Source organism: Pseudonocardia yuanmonensis (genome assembly GCF_039542425.1).
GTDB lineage: Bacteria > Actinomycetota > Actinomycetes > Mycobacteriales > Pseudonocardiaceae > Pseudonocardia > Pseudonocardia yuanmonensis.
This window is the reverse complement of record NZ_BAABIC010000002.1, coordinates 290,370-314,062: the sequence shown is the minus strand read 5'-3', so window position 1 is coordinate 314,062 and position 23,693 is coordinate 290,370. Positions and strand designations below refer to the sequence as shown.

Sequence of the window (23,693 nt, the reverse complement as noted above, 5' to 3'; positions counted from 1 at the left end):
TCCGAAACAGGAATTTTGCATGCAACCAGCGCGCGTAGTCTAGCGATCAGGGCCTCTGATGCCTACATTGCACACAATGAAGTCGACCCAGTCCGATCGCACGGTCGAGACCCTCCGAGAGCTGATCCTGCGGGGCGAGCTCGTCGCGGGCTCGCGCCTGGGTGAGTCGGAGCTCGCCGCGCGGCTGGACGTGAGCCGGACGCCCGTGCGGGAGGCCTTGGGCAGGCTCGCCGCGGAGGGGCTGGTCGAGCTGGTCCCGCACCGGGGTGCGCGGGTCCGCACCTGGAGTGCCGCGGAGCTCGCCGGGCTGTTCGACGTCCGCCAGGCCACCGAGCCCCGGCTGGCGGCGCTGGCCGCCGACCGGATCACCCCGGCGGCGACCGATGAGCTCGCCCGGCTCAGCAGCCGGATGCTCCGGTGCGGTCCGACGGGTCCGGGACAGGACCTGGAGGAGCTGGCCGCGCTGAACCGCCGCTTCCACGGCCTGATCGTCACCGCCGGTGACTCCCCGGCGCTGGCCACGGCCCTCGCGGGCGCGGTCCGCCCGCCCGTGGTGCTGCGCAACTTCCATCGTTACGACGACGACTCGCTGCGCCGCAGCCTCGCCCATCACGAGGAGCTCGTCGCGGCACTGCGCGCCCGGGATTCCGACTGGGCGGCGGCGATCATGGTCGCCCACCTGCGCAACGCCCGCGCCGTCATGCTCCGGAGTGCCTCGTGAACGGTCCGCACGGTGCCGCCTTCTCGGGCAGGCTGGGCTGGGGCGAGCGCCCCGTGGTCCTGGTCGTCGACCTGGTACGGGCCTACACCGAGCCGGACGGACCGTTCGCGCTACCCGACCCGCCGGTGACCGCCACCCAGACCCTGGTGGAGGCCGCCCGCGCCACGGGCGTGCCCGTGCTGTGGACGGTGGTCCGGTACGCCGCCGACCTCGCCGACGCCGGCCTCTTCGTGCGGAAGGTCCCCGCGCTGGCCGCGTTCGCCGAGGGCGCCTCGGGCGACTGGGGCGCGCTGTCCCTCGCTCCGGCGCCCGGCGAGACCGTCGTGGTCAAGCAGTACGCCTCCGCATTCGCCGGTACCTCGCTCGCCGCCACCTTGACCGCTCTCGGGGCGGACAGCGTCCTGGTCGCCGGCGTGTCCACCTCGGGCTGCGTGCGGGCGACCGCCACCGACTGCCTGCAGCACGGGCTGCGCGCGCTCGTGGTCCGGCAGGCCTGCGCCGATCGCGACCCGGCCCTGCACGAGCGCAACCTCACCGATCTCGACGCCAAGTACGCCGACGTCGTCGACCTCGACGACGTCCTGACCCACCTCGGCTGACCAGGAGGCTCCCATGCAGTACGGCGTGTTCATTCCCAACGCCACCAACGGCTACATCATCTCCACCGGTAGCCCGCAGTACCGCCCGAGCTTCGCGCACAACCTGGCGATCACCCAGGAGGCCGAGAAGCAGGGTCTCGACTTCGTCCTGTCGATGATGAAGCACCACGGCATCCCCGGAAGCAGCGACTTCTGGGGTGCCTGCCTGGAGTCGTTCACCCTCATGGCGGCGCTGGCGGCGCACACCGAGCGGCTCCAGCTCTTCCCCAGCGTCACCACGCTGGCCACCCACCCCGTACTCGCTGCGCGGATGGTCGCCACGATCGACGAGATCAGCCAGGGGCGGTGCGGGCTCAACATCGTCACCGGCTGGAACAAGCCCGAGTACGAGTCGATGGGACTCTGGCCCGGCGACGACTACTTCGACAAGCGCTACACCTACGCCGCCGAGTACGTGCAGGTCCTGCGCACGCTCTGGAGCGAGGGCAACGCGGACTTCCGCGGCGAGCACTTCACCCTGACCGACTGCGACGTGCGACCCAAGCCGCTGCACGAGGTCCCGATCGTCTGCGCCGGGCAGTCTCCCAAGGGGCAGCGCTTCACCGCGGAACACGGCGACCGCAACTTCATCATGGCCGAACGATCCCAGGTCGCGTCGATCGCGTCCGGGGTGAAGCAGTTCGGCCGGGAGGCGGGCCGGGACGTGGGAACGTTCGCCCTCTACTGCGTGATCGCCGAGGAGACCGACGCCGAGGCCGAGCGGCTGTGCCAGCACATCCTCGACCACGCCGACACCGAAGCGATCTCGCTGATGCTCGGCGGTGCCGCGCTCGACACCAACCAGGACGGCACCTCCGCGCAGCTGCTGGCCAGCCTCGCGCGACCCGCCGACGAGGGCAACATGGCCTTCCTGTCGCTGCCGGTGGTCAAGGGCTCCTACGAGTCCGTCGCCCGCCAGTTCGACGAGATCGCCGCCACCACGGGTGTTGACGGCGCCCTCCTGACCTGGCCGGACTTCGTCGACGGCGTCACGAAGTTCGGCGAGCGGGTCAAGCCGCTGCTGACCACCGCGGCTCAGCCCGCGGCCTGACAGCGCCGCCACTGGGCGCCCGTCGACAGGACAGCCCGAATTGGTGGTGCTGTCCTACCGCCGGCGGCCCTGAGGGCCAGAGAGCTTTCCCAACTTGATCAAGCCTCGGCGATCATGAGCGTCTGAACAGCGACGACGAGCTGCGAAGCCCGGCTGGAACACGAACGGATCTCGCGCAGGATCCGCTAGTTGTTTCAGCTCGCGTTGACGCGCTCACCCGGCCCGCGCTGGCGGGCGTGCGCGGCGTTGGCGTCCTTCTGGTTGCGCGACGAGCGCCGGTACGGCCGGTTCCGGTGTCGAGTCGGCAACGGCGCTGCGGAACAGGCACAGCAGCTCCGGCGCCCGTCGGCAGTGTCGGCGAGGGCGCGCACTCCGGCCTTCTTGCGGAAGGGATCGGCGCCCACGGCGAGAGGGAGACGACAGAAGTGTGCACAGTGATCCGCGATGAGATCTCGCGGTTGCGCTCCCGGTCGGCGCCGATCGGGGACCTCGGCCCCGGGCTGTACGACAGCTCGAGCCGGCCTCGATGGAGGCGCGCCGTGGCGGCGGTTGAGCGCTGATTGCGTGGAGGGCAGCGGCCTGCGGTTACGCATGCTCCGTGGCACGCGAAGCCCGACCAGCGAGTGGTCGCACGATTTCCGAGCTGTGAGGTGAACCACTGATTTCCCTCTTTTCAGCGCCGTCGGCCGCCTCTTCACTGAAAGCGCGGTCGCCGGAGGGGAAGGAGCGAGGCAGTGTCTGAAGGAGCGGAGGACTCTCCTCACGAGATGCTGCAGACGCTGGGCTTCCAGCGCATCGTGGAGTTGGGCGGTGGTCGCGCCAGCCTGGAGTTCCTCGCCGGCAGGCACATGTGCCACTCAGGGGGTGTGGTGCAGGGCGGGTTCGTCAGCGGCTGGATCGACGCGGCGATGGCCCACGCGGTCATCGGGCTGCACGGCGAGCGCGGCGACCACGACGTCTCCCCGATCTCGCTCGAACTCAAGATCAGCTTTTTCGCTCCGGCGCGTCCGGGCCTGGTCACGGCGGAGGGGTGGATCGAACTGAACGGCCGGTCCACCTGTTTCGCCGAGGGCCGCCTGCTCGACGCTGCGGGCCAGGTCGTTGCGAAGGGGACCTCGACCATTCGGCTTCTCTCCCGGGCCCGGGTCGAGGCCGCTTCGCAAGCCGCCGCCGTTCTCACGTCCGCCCCTGGCATGCAGGCGGGAGTCCGAGACCTCGATCCCCTGCGGCGGTGATGCCCCGCGGGTAGACGATCTCCGTCGCACGTCACGGTCGTCGAACACCTGCCCGCAGAAATCCGCAGAATCCGCGAAACCACCTGCGGTGGCCCTTTGGTCATGGCCTTCTCGGCACGCAGGGCGGCGTCCGGGCCCTCGGGCACGTTCTCGACGAGATCATGTCGGCGCCTGGTGACCGGGTCCGTGCATCCACCGAAGCTACTCACGAAGGCGCTGGTCAGGTAGTGGGGCAGGTCGGGCTCGAACCGACGACCTGACGGATTATGAGTCCGCTGCTCTGACCAACTGAGCTACTGCCCCTCGCGCGACAGGCTAGCGGCCCACATCCACGGCGCGCGTCGCGCTGCCAGAACTCCCGACTCGCGCTGCCAGAACTCCCGACTCGCGCTGCCGGAACACCCGACTCGCGGAAGCCCACAGCGCGACTCGCGGAAGCCCAGGGCGCGACTGACGGGCAGCACCGCCCGAGATCGCTCGTTCGTTGAATGTTCAGCTCGCTCTCAGCAACCTTCACTACGGTCACTCGTTGAACCTTCAACTGGGAACGAGCGAGACGAATCGGGGGTGCCCGTGAAGCTGCGGACCTACTGGAAGCGCTACCTGCTCGGCGCGGTCGCGCTGCTGGTGGTGCTGGCGGTCGGCGGGCCGCTGTTCTACGCCAGGGTGATCGAGGGTGACGCCGCGGCGCCGCTCGCCGTCGGCGCCGGCCAGACCGCCGCGACCGGCGAGCTGTCCGGCACCTACACCGTGTCGGCCGGGTCCGAGTCCGGCTACCGGGTGCACGAGATCCTGGGCGGGCAGAGCATCGACGCCGTCGGCCGGACCCGGGACGTGTCGGGCTCGGCGACGCTGAGCGGATCGCAGGTCACCGCCGGCGAGATCACCGTGCAGCTCGCGACGGTGACGAGCGACCAGGCCCGGCGCGACAACCAGTTCACCGGGAACATCATGAACGTCGCCGAGTACCCGACCGCGACCTTCCGGCTGACCCAGCCCGTCGACCTCGGGGCCGGCTTCACCGGCGGCGACCGCGCCACGGCGGACGCCACCGGCGAGCTGACCGTTCGCGGCGTGACCCGGCCGGTCACCTTCCCGGTCACCGCGGTCCGCAACGGCACCGGGATCGACGTCTCCGGCTCGGTCCCCGTCGCCTTCGCCGACTTCGGCGTGACCCCGCCGAGCATCGGCGACTTCGTGAAGGTCGACCCGACGGGTCAGATCGAGTTCCTGCTCAAGCTCGCGCCGGCGAGCTGATCAGGCGAGCTTCTTGCGCAGGCCGTCGATGCCGCCGGCGTAGACGCCCTGGGCGAAGGTCCGGTTCAGCTCCTCCTCCTGCCCGGCGTCCGCGTCGTACTCCGACCACCACTCGACGAACGACTCGCCGGTGTCGGTGATCGGGGCGACGCGGACCGTGGACACGTAGCGGCGCGCGTTGAAGGGGTTCGCGCCGGTGAAGGCGTAGGTGAGGGTGCGGTCGGTGTCGTCCATCGCGAGCAGCTTCTCGTCGAAGGGGTCGCCGCCCGCGGCGAGGGTCAACCTGCGCACGGCCCCGACCGCGCCGTCCGTGCCCTCGACGATCTCGCTCTTCGCGATCGCGGGCAGGAAGTCGGGCAGGCCGTTGAAGGCACGCAGCAGCGCCCAGACCTGGTCGGCGGGGGCCTTGACGACGCCACTGGCGTAGGGACGGGGCATGGTCACTCCTTCGTGACGAGTGCGTTCTTGAAGGCGCGGGTCTGCTCGACCAGCGCGGTCTCGGTGGGCAGGCGCTCCATGGAGGACGCGCCGTAGAACCCGTGGCAGGCCGTCGTCCGGCCCAGCACGTACGCGGCGTCCTCCGGCATGGCGATCGGGCCGCCGTGGCAGAGGACGAGGACGTCGTCGCGCTCGGCGAGCGCCGCGGCGGACCACTCGTCGATCAGCGCGACGCAGTCGTCGAGCGTCTTCGCGGTCTCCGCGCCGATCGAGCCGCCCGTGGTCAGGCCCATGTGGCACACGACGACGTCGGCGCCGGCGCGGGTCATCGCCCGGGCGTCGTCGGCGGAGAAGACGTACGGCGTGGTCAGCAGGTCCTGTGCCCGGGCCGCGGCGACGAGCTCGACCTCCAGCCCGTAGCCCATCCCGGTCTCCTCGAGGTTGGCCCGGAAGACGCCGTCGATCAGCCCGACGGTCGGGAAGTTCTGGATGCCGGAGAAGCCGAGGTCGGCCAGCTCGCGCAGGAACCGCTCCGTGAGCATGAAGGGGTCGGTGCCGTTGACGCCGGCCAGGACGGGCGTGTGCCGCACGACCGGCAGCACCTCGGCGGCCATCTCGACCACGACGTCGTTGGCGTTGCCGTACGCGAGCAGCCCGGCGAGCGAGCCGCGCCCGGCCATCCGGTAGCGGCCGGAGTTGTAGATCACGATGAGGTCGATCCCGCCGGCCTCCTCGCACTTCGCCGACAGCCCGGTGCCCGCTCCCCCGCCGACGATCGGCTCGCCGTGGCGGGCCATGTCGTGGAAGCGCTCCATCAGCTCGGACCGGGCGAACCTCATGCGGTCACCTCCCGCCACGCGGCCACGACCGCGTCGGCGAACTCGGGGTCGTTGATCGCCACCGGGACCCTCCGCAGGACGGCCCGGTGCACCAGGTCGGACTCGAGCGCCGCGAGCAGCGCGGCGTCGGCCTCCGGGTCGTGGAACGGCAGGCCGGGCACGTCGAGCAGCGAGAACCCGCCGGTCGGGACGAGGACCAGCGCCCGGCCGGTGAACGCGTTGATCTTGCGGGCGAGGAAGGCACCGATCTCGGCGTTCTCCTCCGGGGTGGTCCGCATGAGCGTGACCTGCGGGTTGTGCTCGTAGAACAGCCGGTGCCCGAAGCGCGGCGGCACCGTGTCCCGCGGTCCGAAGTTGACCATGTCGACGGCGCCGACCGAACCGACGTACGGCACCCCGGTGCGGGCGATCGCGTCGAGCCGGTCCTCCCCGGCGGCCATGACCCCGCCGACGAGCAGGTCGGCCACCTCCGTGGTGGTGAGGTCGAGGACCGACGAGACGAGCCCGTCGTCGACCAGCTTCTCCATCGCCCGCCCGCCGGTGCCGGTCGCGTGGAAGACGAGCGGGTCCACCTCGGACCCCAGCCGCTCGACGACGGCGGTGACCAGCGGCGTCGTCACGCCGAACATGGTCAGCCCGACGGCCGGGCGGTCCTCCCCCGCCGGGACCTCGTGGGTCATCGCCCCCGCGAGCATGTGCGCGGCGTTGCCGAGGACGCGCCGGGAGATGCGGTTGAGGCCGGCGACGTCCGTGACCGAGTAGAGCATCGCGATGTCGGCGGCCCCGACGTACGGTGCGGTGTCGCCGGAGGCGACCGTCGAGACCATCACCTTCGGCACGCCGACGGGCAGGGCGCGCATCGCCGGGGTGACCAGCGCGGTCCCGCCGGACCCGCCGAGGCCGAGCACGCCGCCGACCTCCCGGGGCGGCAGCCAGCGCTCCAGCGCGACGGCCATCGCCGCGACGGCGCTGCCCCGGTCGCCGGTGAAGACGGCGTCGGGTCCGTCGGGGTGTGCCGCGGCGACCTTGGCCGCGGGCACGTCCGCACGCGCGGCGCCCTTGTCGGAGGTGGACACGTCCACCGAGGTCACGGCCAGGCCCGCGGCGCGGAGCAGCTCCGCGACGTGGCGCAGCTCCGCGCCCTTGGTGTCGTGCGTGCCGATCACGTACGCAGGACCCATTCCCCGAGTCCTACCGCACGATCACTCCTCGCGCAGCCGGTACTCGCCGCCGTGCCCGGCGACCTCGTGGAGGTCGTAGTGGTGGACGATCTTGGGACCGCCGTGCAGGTGGACGTGCCGGACGACGGCCGGCGCCTCCTGCTCCGCGGGACGGGTGCGGACCCGGCCGTCGAGGGGGCCGCCGACGAACCAGTAGGTGTCGGGCGGGGTCTCGTCGGCGGGGTCCGGCCGGGGCGTCCGGGCGGCGACCCAGTCGTCCCAGTCCTCCTCCGAGGCTGCGGGCATCCGGCCACGGTACGTGACCGTCCGCGAGCGGCGCGACTCATGGGACGGCCCCGCCACCAGGGCACGTCGGTGGCGGGGCCGGAGGCCGGGGAACGGCTCAGGCGAGCGCCTTGGCGCGCTTGCGCGCGTCCCGGGCGATCCCCTCGACGGCCTTCGCGCCCGCGGCGGAGGCCGTGGTGCCGGCGTCGGCGGCGCGGTGGGCCACGTCGCTGCCGAACTTCGACACCTGCTCACCGGCGTGCGCGGCCAGCGCGGTCAGCTGGTCGACGTAGCCGGGGGCCTGCTTACGGGCCTTCGCGGCGGCCTTGCGCGCGCTCTTCTCCCACTCGGCGCGCTTCTTGTCCGCGGCCTTCTCCCACTGGGCCCGCTTCTTCGCCGCGGCCTTCGCCCACTCGTCGCCCTTCTGGTCGGCGAGCTTCTCCCAGGCCCTGCCGCGCTTGTCGAGCTCCTTCTGCCAGGCCGCGCTGCGCTTGTCGACCTCCTTGCGCAGCGCCGCGCCCCGCTTCTCGGCGCGCGCCGCCGCCTTCGCGGCCCGCGTCGACAGGTCCTCGCTCCACCCCGAGGCGCGGTCCGAGGCCGTGGCCCCGAGCGCGGTGGCGGCGGCGCCGAGGGCGGCGGCGCGCTCCGCCGCGACGGTGCTCAGCTCCGCGGCACGCTCCGCCGCGACGGTGCTCAGCTCCGCGGCCCGCGCCCTCACGACCGGCGCCTTGTCCGCGACGGTGGCCGACAGCGAGTCCGACAGCGCGGACGCCTTGCCGACCAGGTCCGACCCCCCGGCCGACGAGCCCGACCCGCCGAGGCCGGAGACCAGCCCGGACACCGAGTCGGTGGCGCTGTGCGCGGCCCCGGAGATCGCCTCGGCGCGCTTCTCCAGCGCCGCCGCCGCGGCCTCGGCGGCCTTGCGGCTGCGCCAGGCGACCGACGGCTTGCCGTGCGTGTCGGCCGCGGCGATCATCAGGCCGCCGAGCAGGCTGACGTTCTTCAGGAAGTGGATCTGCTGGGCCTGCTTGGCCTCCGGGTCGGACTCCTCCCAGAAGCGGTGGGCGGCCAGGGTGGTCGGGATCAGGGTGGCGGCGAGCGCGGCCGACGAGGTGCGGGGCAGCTTCCCCAGCGCGAGCAGAGTGCCGGCCGCGACCTTGACGCCGGCCTCGGCCTTCACCAGCGTCTCGTCGTCGGGGCGCCTCTCCAGCGGGGACATCTCCACGGCCTTGTCGATCGCGGGCGCGGCGTAGTCCAGGACGGGCTTGGCGGCCTCGGCGTGCGCCTGGGGTTGACGCAACGCGTTGATTCCGCCCGAGATGAAGATGGCGGCCAGCATGGGACGGGCCACACGTCGCAACAGAGGCATGGGGCCGCGTTCCCCATGCCCGGGCGCGGCAAACACGGGGGTACCGCTGGCGGGCGACCCCCCGGGTTCGGAATCATGCCGGGGTGGCGAGACACGCGATCGGGTTGGACATCGGCGGCACCAAGGTCGCCGGCGCCGTGGTGGCCGAGGACGGGACGGTCGTCGACGAGCTGACCGAACCCACTCCCGCGACCTCGGACGCGCCGACCATGTCGCGGCTGCTGCTCGGCATGGTCGACACGCTCAGGGGCAAGAACCCCGAGGTCGCGGCGGTGGGGGTGGGCGCGGCGGGCACCGTCGCGTGGCCGAGCGGGCGCATCCTGTGGGCACCGAACAACGCCTACCGGGACTGGGCCGTGCGGGCGGAGATCGAGGAGGCGACGGGCCTGCCCGCCGTCGTCGACAACGACGCGAACGTGGCCGGGCTGGCCGAGGCGCGCCTCGGCGACACCCTCTACAAGGAGATGGTGCTGGTCACCGTCGGGACCGGGGTGGGCAGCGGGATCGTCCTGGGCGGTCGCATCTACCGCGGCCCGCGCGGGCTGGGCGCCGAGCTGGGGCACATCATCGTGGACCCGGACGGCCCGCTCTGCGGCTGCGGCAACCGCGGCTGCCTCGAGTCGCTCGCGTCGGGCACGGCGCTGACCCGCACCGGCCGCGAGGCCGCCGCCGCGGAGCCCGACGGCCTGATCGCCCGGCTCGCGCGGGAGAAGAACTCCGAGGTCACCGGGCAGGTCGTCACGGAGGCGGCGCTGCAGGGCGATCCCACTGCGCGGCGGCTGTTCCAGACCCTGGCCCGCTGGCTCGGCATCGGCATCGCCTCGGTCACCACGATCTTCGAGCTCGACGCGGTGGTGATCGGCGGGGGCGTCGTCGACACCGGCGAGCTGCTGCTCGCCCCGCTCCGCGAGGCCGCCGCCGAGTTCGCCTACGCGAAGTCGGTCCGGCCGCTGGTCCCGGTCCTGCCGAGCACCTTCGGCAGCGCGGCCGGCAAGATCGGCGCGGCTCTGCTCGCGCTCGACCACGCCGACGACCCCGTCACCCGCTAGCGTGCTCAGGTGACCCTCCTCCTCGGCCCCGTCCTCCGGCACGTCGGCGAGACCACGGCGCTCGTCTGGGTGCAGACGGCGGCACCGGCCACGGTCGAGGTCCTCGGCAGCACCGCGCCCACCTTCGAGGTCGCGGGGCACCACTACGCGCTGGTCACGGTGACCGGACTCGAGCCGGACGCCCGGATCCCGTACGAGGTGCACGTCGACGGCGAGCGGGTGTGGCCGCTGCCGCACAGCCCGTTCCCGCCGAGCGTGATCCCCACCCGCGGGCCGCGCACCGCCGGGCGGGCGCGGGTCGTGTTCGGGTCCTGCCGCTACGTCAAGCTCTCCGACCGGAAGCAGGCGGCGCTCTACGGCCTCGACGCGCTCGACGCGTACGCCGCACGGATGGCCGGCGCCCCCGCCGAGGAGTGGCCCTCGGCGCTGCTGCTGCTCGGCGACCAGGTGTACGCCGACGAGCTCACCCCGCAGACCCGCCGGCGGATCGCCGGGCGCCGGGACCGGCACCCCGACTGGCCGGACGACGAGATCGTGGGCTTCGACGAGTACGTCGGCCTGTACCGGGACTCGTGGATCGACCCGGAGATCCGCTGGGTGATGTCGACCGTGCCGACGGCGATGATCTTCGACGACCACGACGTGCGGGACGACTGGAACACCTCGGCGACCTGGCGCGCGGAGATGGCCCGCACGCCCTGGTGGCGCGACCGCATCCGCTCGGCGCTGGCCTCGTACTGGGTCTACCAGCACCTGGGCAACCTCTCCCCCGAGGAGCTGGCCGAGAACCCGGACTGGACGAAGGTGCAGGCCGCGGAGGGCGACGTCTGGCCGCTGCTGGTGGACCTGGCCGACCGCGCCGACGCCGAGGAGGACGGGAACAAGGGGCTGCGTTTCAGCTTCCGCTGGGACATGGGCCGCAGCCGGCTGGTGATGATCGACTCCCGCAACTCGCGGATCCTCGACGGCGGCGAGCACCTCATGCTCGGCGACCGCGAGTTCTCCTGGGTCGAGGAGCAGGTCACGGCACCGGGCGCCGGGGGCGTGCCGGTCGACCACGTGCTGCTCGGCACCTCCGTGCCCTGGCTGCTCCCGCCCGCCCTCGGCGACCTGGAGACGGTGAACGAGATCGCGGCCGCCCGGCCCGGGCTCCGCGGCCGGATCGGCGAGGCCGTCCGGCAGGCCGCGGACATGGAGCACTGGCCGGCGTTCCGGTCCTCGTTCGACCGGATGGGCGCGCTGGTCGGGCGGGCCGCCCGCGGGGTCGCCGGCCCGCGGCCGCCCGCGACCGTGACGGTATTGTCCGGTGACGTGCACCACAGCTACACGGCCCGGGCGGAGCTGCCCGACGTGCCCGCCGGTGGGGCGCGCGTCCACCAGGTCGTCTGCTCCCCGGTGCACAACCACGTCCCGGGCGCCATCCGGGCCGCGTTCACGCTCGCCTGGTCGAAGCCCGCCGCCGCGTGGGCCCGGGCCTGGGCCGCCCACCACGGCGCCCCGGCACCCGGCCTGCGGTGGGACCGGGTCGGCACTCCCCTCTTCGGCAACCACATCGCGACCCTGCTCGTCGACGGCAGGCGCGCCGAGGTGCTCTTCGAGAAGCCCCGGTCCGCCGCCGCGCTCCACGAACGGGCCCGCGTCACCCTCAGCGCGGAGGACCACGCATGAGCATGCTCGGACACCCGGGACCCGGCGCGGTCCCCCTGCGCGGCGACGAGCCGCCCGAGACGGACGGCACCGGCGCGCTGGCCGGGCAGACCGTGGTGCTGCGGCCCACCGAACCGCGGCACGTCGGCGAGTTCCTGCAGGTCCTGCAGCACCCCGAGGTCGCGCGCTGGTGGGCCGGCTACGACCTCGAGCGCGTGCGCCGGGAGCTGCTCGGCCCGCACTGCTACGCCGTCGAGGCCTACCGCGAGACCGTCGGGCTGATCATGTTCCACGAGGAGGAGGACCCCGACTACCGGCACGCGGGCATCGACGTCGCCCTCCACCCGGACGCGCACGGGCAGGGTCTCGGGGCCGACGCCGTGCGCACCCTCGCCCGGCACCTGTTCGACGTGCGCGGGCACCACCGGATCGTCATCGACCCGGCCGCGACGAACGAGCGGGCGATCCGCAGCTACGAGCGGGTCGGGTTCCGGCGGGTCGGCGTGATGCGGAACTACGAGCGTGCCGCCGACGGCACCTGGCACGACGGGCTGCTCATGGACCTGCTGCCCGGGGACCTGTAGCCAGCCCCGTCAGGCCGCCGACCAGCAGGTCCAGGCCGAACCGGAACCGCTCGTCGTCCGTGCCCGTGGTCAGGTGGGGCAGCAGCGCGACGAAGGTCGGGAAGCGGTCCGCCGGCAGCGCCGCGAAGTACTCCTGCAGCTGGCGGGCCTGGTCCTCGCCCTGGATGTACCGGCCCCGTGCGTCCAGCCGGCCCTCCTCGCGCTGGGCCCGCATCGCGCCCTCCACCGCGCTCGCGCTGACGTAGAGCCCCACGACGTCCGTGGCCCAGGCGATCGCCTGGTCGGGGACCCCGCCCAGCCGCAGCAGCTGCATCGTCGTCTCGGTGACGCGCAGGGCGTTGGGGCCGAGCGGGACCGACCCGAGCGCGGCCCGGGCGATGTCCCGGTAGCGCATCAGCGCGGCCCGCGAGTCGACCCAGAGCTGGGTCAGCTGCTCCCGCCACCGTGCCGGGTCGGGCTCCGGCAGCGGGATCTCCGCGACGACCTCGTCGAACAGCAGCTCGACGAGCTCGTCCTTGTTCGCGACGTGCGCGTAGAGGGAGGCCGCGCCCGTCGACAGCTCGGTCGCGACCCGGCGCATGCTCACGCCGTCGATCCCCTCCTTGCGCAGCACGCCCATCGCGGCCTCGACGATCGCCTCCCTCGACAGGGAGCGACGCGCCGGCTGCTTGCGCGGGGTGCGCCAGGGCGGCTCGGGCAGGTCGTGCTCCACATCGACGATTCTATTTGACGCGAACAGTGTTCGGGAGTAGAACGGCGTTCGCTTCGAACAGTGTTCGTCAGGAGGGGGACGTCGTGGACACGCCGTACCGGTGGCGGTGGCTCGCGCTCGGCGCGGTGCTGGTCGCCGAGATCATGGACCTGCTGGACGCGACGATCGTCGGGGTCGCCGCCCCGTCCGTTCAGCGTGACCTCGGCGGCGGCGCGACCACCATCCAGTGGGTCGCCGCCGGCTACACGCTCGCCTACGCCGTCGGGCTGGTGACCGGGGCGCGCCTCGGCGACCTGCTCGGCCGGCGCCGGGTCTTCCTGGTCGGGCTGGCCGGGTTCGTCCTGACCTCCGCCCTCTGCGGGCTGGCGACGACGCCGGGCGCGCTGATCGCCTTCCGGGTGCTGCAGGGGCTGTGTGGGGCCGTGCTCGTCCCGCAGGGCTTCGGCATCGTGCGGACCGCGTTCCCGCCCGCGGAGCTCGGCCGCGCCTTCGGGACCTTCGGGCCCGCGATCGGGCTGGCCGCGGTGGCGGGCCCGATCGTGGCGGGCGCGCTCGTCGCCGCCGACGTGGCCGGGCTCGGCTGGCGCGCGGTCTTCCTGGTCAACGTGCCGATCGGGCTCGCCGGTCTGGCCCTGGCGTGGGCCGTGCTGCCGGAGTCGCGGGCCGAGGACGTCCGGGGCGGTCTCCGGTCCCTCGACCTCGGCGGGATGCTGCTGGCCGGGCTGGGCCTGGCCGTGGCCGTCGTCCCGCTGGTGCAGGGCCGGGAGCTCGGCTGGCCGGTGTGGGCGGTGGTACTGCCGGTGGCTGCGGTCCCGCTGCTCGCGGTGTTCGGGTGGCACCAGGTGCGGCGCAGCCGGGCGGGCCGCCCGCCGCTGGTGGAGCCCGCGCTCTTCCGCATCCGGGCGTTCACCGGCGGCACGGTCGTCGGTCTGGTGTTCTTCGCGGGTATGACCGGGCTGGTCCTGGTGCTGGGCCTCTACCTGCAGCTCGAGCTGGGCTTCACCCCACTGGAGGCCGGGCTGACCCAGGCCCCGTGGGCGCTCGGGGTGGCGGCGGGCTCGGTGCTCGGCGCGGGCGTGCTCGCCCCGCGCCTGGGCCGCGGTGCGATCCAGCTCGGGGCGGGCGTGATGACGGCCGGGGTGCTCGGCCTGCTGCCGGCCCTCGGGTCCAACCCGGTCACCGGGTGGTCGCTGGCCCCGGCGCTGGTCGTCTGCGGCGCCGGGATGGGCGTGCTGCTCGCGCCCTTCTTCGACATCGTGCTGGCCGGCGTCGACGGCCCCCTGGTCGGCTCGGCCTCGGGCGTGCTCAACGCCGTCCAGCAGCTCGGCGCCGCCGTCGGGGTCGCCACGGTGGGCACGGTGTGGTTCCAGGTGACCGCGGGTGCGGGGATGACCGCGGGCTTCCGGGTGGTGCTGGTCGTGGTGGCGGTGACGACCGTCGTCGCCGGTGCGCTGACCGTGCTGCTCCCCCGGCGGGCCGGGACGGCCGGGCCGGCGCCCGAGGAGGCGCCGGAGCCGGCCGCGGCCTGACGCCCGCCGGCGGGGCCGGCGACCTCAGAACGGGGTGGCGGCGAGCCAGGCGTCGAAGGCGGAGCGGTCGCCGAAGACCTCCAGCCGGGGGTCGTCGGCGGGCACCCGGCGCAGCGCGGCGAGGTAGAGGACGGTGGCGGGCCCGCGGACCGCGACGGTGCCCTTGGCGTGCCCGTGCTCCCAGGCGATCCCGGCCCGCTCGCCCTCGCCGTCCGGGCGCACCGTCCACTCCCCCGCCGGACCGAGGTCGCCGTCCGTGGCGTGCAGGTGCAGCGTGACGCCCTCGGGCAGCAGCTCGCGCCCGCGGCGGGCCGCCACGAGGTCGAGCCACTCGGACAGCCCGTCGGCCGCGAGCACCGGGTCGAGGTCGCTGTCCTGCCCCAGTGCGAGCTGCGCGTCCGCCCGGTGTGCGGTCTCCTCGTGCAGCCGCCGGCGGATCCACCAGGCGGCGGGCTTCGGCCCGGTGAAGGTCCACGCGGGGGCGTCCGGCCCGACGGCGTCGACGGCGTCGAGCACGGCCTGCGCGCTCTCGCGGAGCCACGCGACGGTCCCGTCGAGGTCCGCGGGCGGCTTCCCGCCGGGGACCTCACGGGGGTCCAGCCGCTCCGTGACCCGCTCCGTGATCATCGTGGCCGCCCACCGGTGGCCGCGCCCGACGTGGCGCAGCAGCTGGGTCAGCGTCCAGCCCGGGCAGGTCGGGACCTCGGTGCCGTGGTCGGCGGTGCGCACCAGCTCGGCGAACCGGGCGTTCTCCCCGAGGAGGGCGGCGCGGACGTCGAGCGCGGGTGTGGTGGGGGCGGTGTCGCTCATGACGGGAACCTAACCCACACCGCGCCGCCGGCCGCCCCTTCTTCCCGACCCGACGCATGATCCGTCACCGGCCTGGGTAAGCGATCTCCATGGCGCCCGAGCATCACGACTGGACGCGCCACGGTGCGGGACGATCCCTGCTGTGGTGGCCCCTCTCCTCGTTCGTGCTCATCGCGGTGTTCCCCGACGCAGGGATCCTCCCCATCGTGCTGTCCGGGGCCGCCCTCGCCCTCATCGGAGCGACCGGCACGGTCGCGGCGCGGGTCCTGCGCCGGCGGGTCCGGGCGCGGCGCGCGGCCGGTGCGCCGCCCGCGCTGACGGGCGCGAGCGGCGTGGAGGTCGTCGAGGTCGTGGGGGCCGAGGTCGTCGGCACGGTCAAGGAGACGGTGTCCGAGGTGTCCGACGCCCTCGAGGAGGCGGTGGAGTCCGTCGTCGATCCACTGACCGAGCGCCGCGCGGCCTGAGGCGCCGCACCTCCCGAGATCTCCCCCGGTCCCCGCGGAGAGTGACCACGGGACGACCCGGACCATCCGGGACGACCCGTCGTGACGACTCTCACAGCAGGCAGTACGGTCTTCCGACGCTCCGGGTGATCGATCACGGCCCGATCACATCACCTGGTCGTGGCGGCCTCGCCCGGACGCCGCACGCCTTCCGATCACCCACCGTTTAGCCCGATCGAGTGGCGTGTCGAGAACGTCGCAACCTCTTTCCCTCTCGCGCTTTAGGCGGGATACGCGGTGCGAATAGCGCCGCGTCCCCGGAAGAGGAGAAGAGAGATGGACCCCTTCGCTCTGCTGTTCCCTGGCCCCGGCCGTCCCGAGAAGCCGAAGAAGCACGACAAGTGCTCGGAGTCGAAGAAGTCGTGGAGCAAGTCGCACGGCAAGAAGCACAAGAAGCACGGGCACAAGTGACCCGGGTGCTCTGAGAGCGATGCTCGTGCGGCGGCCCCTCCCGCGCTGCGGTGGGAGGGGCCGTCGTCGTCTTCCCCGTCGCCCTCCCCGTCGCCCCGCCCCACCCTCTCCCCCGACGATCCGGCCCCCGCACTCCCCCGATCCCTCCCGGACCACCGGAGGCACGTGACGATGCCGTCCACCACCGCCCGTCACCGCGCGACGAGGCGCGGATCCAGCCGTGCGGCCCGGCCCGCCGCCGAGCTCACCGCGGCCCTCGAGGCCGCTGCGGCGCCCGGGCCGGCCGAGCCCGCCGAGCCAGTCGAGCCAATCGAGCCCGTCGGGCCCACCGACGCCCGTGCGGCCGACGCTCTCCCGGAGACCGCCGCGCGCGACGAGGCCGACACCACCGCGGCCACCGCCGCCATCGAGGTCGGCGCGGTCACCGGACCCCCGGTGTCGAGCCTGGTCGTCGAGCCGGAACCGACCCCGGAGCCCTTCCCGGCCGTCGCCGTCGAGCCGGCCGACGACGCCGGCACAGGCGGCCGGCCGGCCCCCGACGCCGATCCCGATCCCGGCCCCGCCGGTCCGCTCCGCGACGCGGGGGCCCTGCTGCCCGAGGCCCCCCACCTCACGGTCCGGCAGATCTTCCGCCGGTTCTGGCCGCACACCGCGGGCTTCCGCGGCCGCTTCGCGCTGGGCCTGTTCCTCTCCGCGCTCGGCCCGCTCGCCGTCGCCGCGAGCCTGTGGCTGTTCAAGATCCTCATCGACGACGTGCTCACGCCGCAGAACTATGCGTTGCTGCCGTGGGTGATCGGCGCCTATCTGGTGATCTCCGTCGTGGGCGGGGTGATCGACTATTTCGACTCGTACATCTCCGCCTGGGTCGGCGAGCGATTCGTCCTCGTCCTCCGCACTCACGTGTTCGCGCATCTGCAGCGACTCTCGCTCGGATTCTTCGAACGGCGCCAACTCGGTGACGTGATGTCGCGGTTGTCGAGCGACATCGGCGCGATCGAGGAACTCGTCCTGACGGGTGTCGCGGTGGCCGTGACGTACGGCGTCCAGGTGATCGTCTTCACCGCGTTGCTCTTCTACCTGAACTGGCAGCTGGCGCTGATCGCCGTCGCGGCCGCTCCGGTGTTCGGCCTCGCCTCGCGGTTCTTCGCCCGCCGGATCAAGACGGCGTCCCGGGAGAAGCGGCGGCGCACGGGCGGCATCGCGGCCGTCGCGGAGGAGAGCCTCGGCAACGTCGCTCTCGTGCAGGCCTACGGCCGGCAGGCGAGCGAGACCGAGCGGTTCCACCGGGAGAGCCGCGGCGCCTTCGCCGCTCAGATGGTGGCCGTGCGGCTCAAGTCGCTGTTCGGGCCGCTCGTCGGGATGCTCGAGGTCGTCGGCGTGCTGACCGTCCTCGGCGTCGGCATCTGGCAGATGTCCCGGGGCAACCTGACCCTCGGCGGCCTGCTCGTCTTCACCGGGTACCTGAGCCAGCTGTTCGGGCCGGTCCGCGGCTTCGGTGAGATGGGCACCACGATCTACGCCGCGGCGGCGGGCGCCGAGCGCGTGATCGAACTGCTGGACGAGAAGCCCCAGGTCACCGACCGGCCCGACCCGGTCCGGATCGAGCGGGCGCGCGGCGACCTGCGGCTCGAGGACGTCACCTTCACCTACCCGGGGACCGCGGAGCCCGCGCTGGAGCGCGTGTCGATCCTCGTGCCGCGGGGACACACCGTGGCGGTGGTCGGGCCGAGCGGCGCCGGAAAGACCACGCTGACGAAGCTGCTGCTGCGCTTCTACGACCCGGACGCCGGCTCGGTGGTCCTCGACGGCCACGACCTCCGCGAGCTCGCGCTCGCGGACGTCCGGCGCAACGTGGCGGCGCTGCTGCAGGAGACGCTCGTGTTCGACGGCACGGTGCGCGAGAACATCCTGTGGGGCCGGCCCGACGCGAGCGAGGCCGAGATCGTCGAGGCGGCCCGGGCCGCGGACGCCCACGAGTTCATCACCGCCCTGCCCGACGGCTACGACACCCGGGTCGGCCAGCGCGGCCGGCTGCTCTCCGGCGGGCAGCGGCAGCGGCTGGCGATCGCGCGGGCGATGGTCCGGGACGCCCCCGTGCTGATCCTCGACGAGCCGACGACCGGGCTCGACGCGGCTGCGACCGAGCGCGTCCTCACCCCGCTGCGCCGGCTGATGGCGGGCCGCACCACGCTCGTGATCAGCCACAACCTGCTCACCGTGACCGACGCCGACCAGATCGTGTATCTCGAGGACGGCCGGATCACCGCCACGGGGCGGCACCGCGAGCTGCTCACCCGCAGCCTCGGCTACGCCGAGCTCTACCGGCTGCACCACCCCGGCGAGGAGCCCGCGGCCGAGGAGCTCCCGGCGTCACTGCGGGACGACCTCGCCCAGCTCGCGGCGCTCGACGAGCTCGACGCCGAGCTCGACGCGAGGTTCGGCGACGACGACTTCGGCGACGACGTCGCGGACGCCCGCACGGCCTCCTGGCCCGCCGACCCCTGGGCCGAGACCACGCTGCTGCCGACCTTCCGGACCCCGGGCCCGCACGTCGGGCTCTCCGAGCTCGCGCCCGTGTCCGGACCGGAGGCGTTGTCCCGCTGGGCGCTCCCGGCCCGCCGGACGACCGTCGTCGAGCCGGTGACGGGCCCGTCGGGCGGCCCCACGACCGGACCGGACGCCGCTCCCACGGAGCGCTTCGCCACCGTCGACGGGAGCTCCGAGGTGCCCGGCGGGCGGCATCGCGCGAGGATCGGCCGCGTGGGATTCGACGGCGCACGATTCGACGGCGCAGGGTTCGGTGCGGGGGTCGACGGGATGCGGGGAGCGGACAGCGCGGACCTCGGCGTGACCACCGGCTGGAGCGCGCGCCACGGCGGTCGGCGGTGACCGACCTCCGGGTCGCCCCGTGCCCGGGCCGGCGTCACCGCCGGCCCGGGCCGGACCGGTGCGCGCGATGAGTGCCGCCGCCCTGGAGCCGGACCCGGCTCCGGGCGAGCTCCGGGAGGTGCGGGTCGGCGGGGCCCGCCGCGGCCGCGGCCTCGCCGGCGGGGTCGCCGCCGAGACGACGCGCCGTCATCCCCGCCGCACGCCCGCGGACGTCGGCGAGGCACAGGCCGGGCCCCCTCCGGCACCCGGCTCCGGGCCCACCTCGGCGCCCGCTCCCGAGCCCGTCGGGTCGGACGTCGACGCGACGGCGGAGCCGGACACGGCGCTCGACGGCCCCGCCCCGCTCCCGCCCGGCCGGGAGGTCGCGCCGGGCTACACCGTGGTCCAGCACCTGCGCCGCGGCGAGGACTACGACACCTACGACGCGTGGAGCGCCGTCCACCACTGTCACACCGTGGCGAAGGTGCTCCGCCCCGACCTGGTGGGCGACGTCCGGACCCGGCGCGGGCTGCTGCGCGAGGCCAAGCTGCTGCGCGCGCTGCGCCACCCCTACATCGTGCGACTGCTCGACCTCGTCGACGAGCGCGGCCCGAACCCCGTGATGGTGCTGGAGTCGCTGCCCGGCGGCACCCTGTCCGACGCGCTCGACAGCTACGGCCGCTTCCCGGAGGCCGCGCTCGCGCACCTCGGCCAGCAGCTCGGCGCGGCACTGCGGTACCTGCACGAGCACGGCCGGGTGCACTGCGACGTCAAGCCCAGCAACATCGTGGTGAGCGCCGGCGTGACCCGGGTGATCGACCTCGCGCTCGCCCGCGCGCCCGGTCCGGCGCCGGCCGAGGTCGGCAGCGCGCGCTACATGGCGCCCGAGCAGATCCTCGGCGGGATCGTCACGCCGGCGACGGACGTGTGGGCGGTCGGCGTGGTCCTGCACGAGGCCGCGACCGGCGTCCGCCCCTTCCCCGACGGCGTGGCTGACCCGGAGCAGACCGGCTCGCACAGCCTCTCCCGCACCGACTCGACGCACCCGCGGGCCGAGCTCGGCCGGCTCTACCCGCAGCTGCTCAGGGCCGCGCCCCGGCTCCGGTCGCGGCGCCGGCTCCCGGTGCGCGTGGCGTCGGTGCTCGACGGGTGCCTGCTCACCGATCCCGCCGCCCGCCCCACGCTCGCCGAGGTGCACACCGCGCTCGACGCCCTCCTGTAGTTCCGGAAGGGCGCCCCGCCCCGTCGACCCCGTGCTGAGCTGCGGGGACGCCTCCGACCGACGTCACATCGTGATCTCTTGTACGTCCGATACTAGGATGTCAAACTAAATGTGCGGGGTACGTCGTCGTGCAGGAGGTCCGATCCATGGGTGACAGCGAGCTCTACGTCCCGAAGAACCCGATCCGCTTCGTGACGGCCGCGAGCCTGTTCGACGGGCACGACGCGGCGATCAACATCATGCGGCGGATCCTGCAGCGGCAGGGCGCCGAGGTGATCCACCTCGGGCACAACCGCTCGGTCGACGAGGTCGTCACCGCGGCCATCCAGGAGGACGTGCAGGGCGTCGCCATCAGCTCGTACCAGGGCGGGCACGTCGAGTACTTCTCCTACCTCGTCGAGCTGCTGCGCGAGCGCGGCGCCGGGCACGTCAAGGTGTACGGCGGGGGCGGCGGCGTGATCGTCCACGAGGAGATCGAGCTGCTGCACTCCCGCGGCGTCTCGCGGATCTTCTCGCCGGACGACGGCCAGAGCATGGGCCTGCCCGGCATGATTAACCTGATGATCCGGGAGTGCGACACCGACCTCACGGCCGAGCCCCCGGCGTCGTACGACGGCGTGTTCACCGGCGAGACCGCGACCCTCGCCCGGGCGCTGACCCTGGCCGAGTCCGGCGCGCTGCCGGCCGAGGTGCTGGAGCGGGTCAAGGCCTCCGAGAAGCAGGTCCCGGTCCTGGGCATCACCGGCACCGGCGGCTCCGGCAAGTCCTCGCTCACCGACGAGCTGGTCCGCCGCTTCCGCCTCGACCAGGAGGACAAGCTCCGGATCGCGGTGCTGGCCGTGGACCCGACCCGGCGCAAGGGCGGCGGCGCGCTGCTCGGCGACCGGATCCGGATGAATGCGCTCAAGGGCGACCAGGTCTACTTCCGTTCGCTCGCCACCCGCGGGAACGACGGCGTCATCCCGGAGAACCTCGGCGACGTCATCTCGGTGCTCAAGGCGGCCGGGTTCGACCTGGTCGTCGTCGAGACCCCGGGCATCGGCCAGGGCGACGCCGGCATCGTGCCCTTCGTCGACCGCTCGCTGTACGTGATGACGCCGGAGTTCGGCGCCGCATCGCAGCTCGAGAAGATCGACATGCTGGACTTCGCGGACGTCGTGGCGATCAACAAGTTCGAGCGCCGCGGCGCCGAGGACGCGCGCCGGGACGTGGGCCGCCAGCTCGTGCGCAACCGCGAGGAGTTCGGCGCGAGCTGGGAGGACATGCCGGTCTACGGCACCTCCGCCGCCACCTTCAACGACGACGGCGTGACCGCGCTGTACCACGAGCTCGGCGAGCTGCTGTCCGAGAACGGCCTGACGCTGCACGAGGGCCGGCTGCCGAAGGTGGACCGCAAGACCTCGACCGAGTACGCCGCGGTGATCCCGCCGGAGCGGGTGCGCTACCTGGCCGAGATCGCCGAGACCGTGCGCAACTACCACGCCGAGACCGAGTCCGAGGCCACCAAGGCCCGGGTCCGCCAGCACCTGCGCACCGCCAGGGAGCTCGTCGGCGACAGCGTCGACGAGGCCCTGGAGAAGGCCGAGCAGGACCTGTCGAGCGAGTCCGCGCAGCTGCTCGACACCTGGCCGCAGGTCGTCGAGGACTACTCGGGCGACGAGCTCGTGGTGAAGGTCCGGGACAAGGAGCTGCGCACCCAGCTCACCCGGGAGACGCTGTCCGGCAACAAGATCCCGCGCGTGTCCCTGCCGCGCTACACGGAGGACGCGGAGCTGCTGCGCTTCCTGCGCAGGGAGAACCTGCCCGGGAGGTTCCCCTTCACCGCCGGGGTGTTCCCGTTCAAGCGGGAGGGCGAGGACCCGGCCCGCATGTTCGCCGGCGAGGGCGACCCGTTCCGCACCAACCGCCGGTTCAAGTACCTGTCCGCGGACTCCGAGGCCAAGCGGCTCTCGACGGCGTTCGACTCGGTGACGCTCTACGGGCACGACCCGGACACCCGCCCGGACATCTACGGCAAGGTCGGCACGTCCGGCGTCTCGATCGCGACGCTGGACGACATGAAGGAGCTCTACGCGGGCTTCGACCTCTGCTCGCCCACGACCTCCGTGTCGATGACGATCAACGGACCGGCGCCGACGATCCTGGCGTTCTTCCTCAACGCCGCGGTGGACCAGCAGATCGACAAGTTCCGCGAGGAGGAGGGCCGCGAGCCGGACGAGGCCGAGCGCGAGGAGCTGACCGCCTTCGCCTACGCGAACGTCCGCGGCACGGTGCAGGCCGACATCCTCAAGGAGGACCAGGGCCAGAACACCTGCATCTTCTCCACCGAGTTCTCGCTCCGGATGATGGCGGACATCCAGGAGTGGTTCATCCGGCACAACGTGCGGAACTTCTACTCCGTGTCGATCTCGGGCTACCACATCGCCGAGGCCGGGGCGAACCCCATCAGCCAGCTCGCGTTCACGCTGTCCAACGGCTTCACGTTCGTGGAGAGCTACCTCGCGCGGGGCATGGACATCGACGACTTCGCGCCGAACCTGTCCTTCTTCTTCTCCAACGGCATGGACGCCGAGTACACGGTGATCGGCCGGGTCGCGCGGCGGATCTGGTCCGTGGCGATGCGGGAGAAGTACGGCGCCAACGAGCGCTCGCAGAAGCTGAAGTACCACGTCCAGACGTCGGGCCGGTCCCTGCACGCGCAGGAGATGAACTTCAACGACATCCGGACCACCCTGCAGGCCCTCTGCGCGCTCTACGACAACGCGAACTCGTTGCACACCAACGCCTACGACGAGGCGATCACCACCCCGACCGAGTCCTCGGTGCGGCGCGCGATGGCGATCCAGCTGATCATCAACCGCGAGTGGGGCCTGTCGATGAACGAGAACCCGCTGCAGGGCTCGTTCGTCGTCGACGAGCTGACCGACCTCGTCGAGGAGGCCGTGCTCGCCGAGTTCGACCGGATCGCCGAGCGCGGCGGCGTGCTGGGCGCGATGGAGACGGGCTACCAGCGCGGCAAGATCCAGGACGAGTCGATGCTCTACGAGCACCGCAAGCACACCGGCGAGCTCCCGATCATCGGCGTGAACACCTTCCGCAAGCCGGAGGAGGACGAGCCCGTCGAGATCGAGCTGGCCCGCGGCACGGAGGCCGAGAAGCAGTCCCAGCTCCAGCGGCTGGCGGACTTCCAGGCCCGGAACAAGGCCGAGGCCGAGCAGGCGATCCGCCGGCTGCAGGACGTCGCCACCGGCGAGGGCAACGTGTTCGACGAGCTGATGAAGGCCGCCCGGGTCTGCTCGCTGGGGCAGCTCACGGATGCCTTCTTCGAGGTGGGGGGCCAGTACCGGCGCAACATGTAGCCGGCG

The 23,693-nt window shown here is 73.1% G+C and carries 21 protein-coding genes and 1 tRNA gene; 14 read left to right on the top strand and 8 right to left on the bottom strand.

Annotation, left to right across the window (positions count from 1 at the left end):
• The first annotated feature begins 76 nt into the window (after positions 1–76).
• The 4 genes from ABD990_RS03915 (at position 77) to ABD990_RS03900 (ending at position 3,645) form a co-directional block, all read left to right on the top strand.
• Complete coding sequence (locus ABD990_RS03915; protein ID WP_345378369.1) at positions 77–721, top strand: GntR family transcriptional regulator; 645 nt, start codon at positions 77–79, stop codon at positions 719–721.
• On the top strand, positions 718–1,320 hold the full coding sequence (locus ABD990_RS03910; protein WP_345378368.1) for an isochorismatase family protein: 603 nt from the start codon (positions 718–720) through the stop codon (positions 1,318–1,320). Before ABD990_RS03915 ends, ABD990_RS03910 begins: the two co-directional genes overlap by 4 nt.
• A gap of 13 nt (positions 1,321–1,333) precedes the next feature.
• A complete protein-coding gene (locus ABD990_RS03905; RefSeq protein WP_345378367.1) occupies positions 1,334–2,410 on the top strand; it encodes an LLM class flavin-dependent oxidoreductase in 1,077 nt (358 codons plus the stop codon).
• Positions 2,411–3,177: 767 nt separating this feature from the next.
• Complete coding sequence (locus tag ABD990_RS03900; protein WP_345378366.1) at positions 3,178–3,645, top strand: PaaI family thioesterase; 468 nt, start codon at positions 3,178–3,180, stop codon at positions 3,643–3,645.
• A 228-nt stretch (positions 3,646–3,873) separates the two neighbouring features.
• On the opposite strand, the gene ABD990_RS03895 is transcribed toward ABD990_RS03900, so the two are convergent.
• Positions 3,874–3,948, bottom strand: a tRNA-Ile gene (locus tag ABD990_RS03895).
• Positions 3,949–4,212: 264 nt separating this feature from the next.
• Between ABD990_RS03895 and ABD990_RS03890 the strand changes: the two genes are divergently transcribed.
• Positions 4,213–4,902, top strand: coding sequence for a YceI family protein (locus ABD990_RS03890; RefSeq protein ID WP_345378365.1), 690 nt, complete (start codon positions 4,213–4,215; stop codon positions 4,900–4,902).
• Here ABD990_RS03890 and ABD990_RS03885 read toward each other — a convergent pair whose 3' ends face one another.
• The 5 genes from ABD990_RS03885 to ABD990_RS03865 form a co-directional block, all read right to left on the bottom strand.
• Entirely contained in the window at positions 4,903–5,340 is a 438-nt protein-coding gene (locus tag ABD990_RS03885) for an SRPBCC family protein (protein WP_345378364.1), read from the bottom strand. It lies immediately after the preceding gene.
• A gap of 2 nt (positions 5,341–5,342) precedes the next feature.
• Positions 5,343–6,179: a phosphoenolpyruvate hydrolase family protein gene (locus tag ABD990_RS03880; protein ID WP_345378363.1), complete on the bottom strand. Its 837-nt coding sequence runs from the start codon at positions 6,177–6,179 to the stop codon at positions 5,343–5,345.
• A complete protein-coding gene (locus ABD990_RS03875; protein ID WP_345378361.1) occupies positions 6,176–7,360 on the bottom strand; it encodes a Tm-1-like ATP-binding domain-containing protein in 1,185 nt (394 codons plus the stop codon). The genes ABD990_RS03880 and ABD990_RS03875 overlap by 4 nt, the downstream gene beginning before the upstream one ends.
• A gap of 21 nt (positions 7,361–7,381) precedes the next feature.
• The gene (locus ABD990_RS03870; protein ID WP_345378359.1) at positions 7,382–7,645 is read right to left on the bottom strand and encodes a hypothetical protein; all 264 of its coding nucleotides are present in this window, start codon (positions 7,643–7,645) and stop codon (positions 7,382–7,384) included.
• A gap of 97 nt (positions 7,646–7,742) precedes the next feature.
• The gene (locus tag ABD990_RS03865; RefSeq protein WP_345378358.1) at positions 7,743–8,963 is read right to left on the bottom strand and encodes a DoxX family protein; all 1,221 of its coding nucleotides are present in this window, start codon (positions 8,961–8,963) and stop codon (positions 7,743–7,745) included.
• Between the two features lie 113 nt (positions 8,964–9,076).
• On the opposite strand from ABD990_RS03865, the gene ABD990_RS03860 reads away from it, so the two are divergent.
• The 3 genes from ABD990_RS03860 to ABD990_RS03850 are packed head-to-tail and all read left to right on the top strand — an operon-like array spanning position 9,077 to position 12,273.
• On the top strand, positions 9,077–10,042 hold the full coding sequence (locus ABD990_RS03860; protein ID WP_345378357.1) for an ROK family protein: 966 nt from the start codon (positions 9,077–9,079) through the stop codon (positions 10,040–10,042).
• Between the two features lie 9 nt (positions 10,043–10,051).
• On the top strand, positions 10,052–11,710 hold the full coding sequence (locus ABD990_RS03855; protein WP_345378356.1) for an alkaline phosphatase D family protein: 1,659 nt from the start codon (positions 10,052–10,054) through the stop codon (positions 11,708–11,710).
• Entirely contained in the window at positions 11,707–12,273 is a 567-nt protein-coding gene (locus ABD990_RS03850; protein WP_345378355.1) for a GNAT family N-acetyltransferase, read from the top strand. Before ABD990_RS03855 ends, ABD990_RS03850 begins: the two co-directional genes overlap by 4 nt.
• On the opposite strand, the gene ABD990_RS03845 is transcribed toward ABD990_RS03850, so the two are convergent.
• Positions 12,245–12,985, bottom strand: a complete 741-nt coding sequence (locus tag ABD990_RS03845) for a TetR/AcrR family transcriptional regulator (RefSeq protein WP_345378353.1) — start codon at positions 12,983–12,985, stop codon at positions 12,245–12,247. The two genes, ABD990_RS03850 and ABD990_RS03845, sit on opposite strands and share 29 nt — an antisense overlap.
• An 83-nt stretch (positions 12,986–13,068) precedes the next feature.
• Here ABD990_RS03845 and ABD990_RS03840 point away from each other — a divergent pair, with 83 nt between their 5' ends.
• A complete protein-coding gene (locus tag ABD990_RS03840; protein ID WP_345378351.1) occupies positions 13,069–14,514 on the top strand; it encodes an MFS transporter in 1,446 nt (481 codons plus the stop codon).
• Between the two features lie 24 nt (positions 14,515–14,538).
• On the opposite strand, the gene ABD990_RS03835 is transcribed toward ABD990_RS03840, so the two are convergent.
• Positions 14,539–15,324, bottom strand: coding sequence for a maleylpyruvate isomerase family mycothiol-dependent enzyme (locus ABD990_RS03835; RefSeq protein ID WP_345378350.1), 786 nt, complete (start codon positions 15,322–15,324; stop codon positions 14,539–14,541).
• Between the two features lie 89 nt (positions 15,325–15,413).
• Between ABD990_RS03835 and ABD990_RS03830 the strand changes: the two genes are divergently transcribed.
• The 5 genes from ABD990_RS03830 (at position 15,414) to icmF (ending at position 23,687) form a co-directional block, all read left to right on the top strand.
• Positions 15,414–15,788, top strand: coding sequence for a hypothetical protein (locus ABD990_RS03830; RefSeq protein ID WP_345378349.1), 375 nt, complete (start codon positions 15,414–15,416; stop codon positions 15,786–15,788).
• A 315-nt stretch (positions 15,789–16,103) separates the two neighbouring features.
• Positions 16,104–16,238 (top strand): hypothetical protein, encoded by a 135-nt coding sequence (locus ABD990_RS03825; protein ID WP_345378348.1) that lies wholly within the window; start codon positions 16,104–16,106, stop codon positions 16,236–16,238.
• 171 nt (positions 16,239–16,409) lie between these two features.
• Positions 16,410–19,127 carry an ABC transporter ATP-binding protein gene (locus ABD990_RS03820; protein ID WP_345378347.1) on the top strand — a complete coding sequence of 906 codons (2,718 nt, stop codon included), beginning with the start codon at positions 16,410–16,412 and terminating at the stop codon, positions 19,125–19,127.
• A 67-nt stretch (positions 19,128–19,194) separates the two neighbouring features.
• A complete protein-coding gene (locus tag ABD990_RS03815; RefSeq protein WP_345378345.1) occupies positions 19,195–20,328 on the top strand; it encodes a serine/threonine-protein kinase in 1,134 nt (377 codons plus the stop codon).
• Between the two features lie 146 nt (positions 20,329–20,474).
• Positions 20,475–23,687, top strand: a complete 3,213-nt coding sequence (gene icmF / locus ABD990_RS03810) for a fused isobutyryl-CoA mutase/GTPase IcmF (protein WP_345378343.1) — start codon at positions 20,475–20,477, stop codon at positions 23,685–23,687.
• Positions 23,688–23,693: the final 6 nt, after the last annotated feature.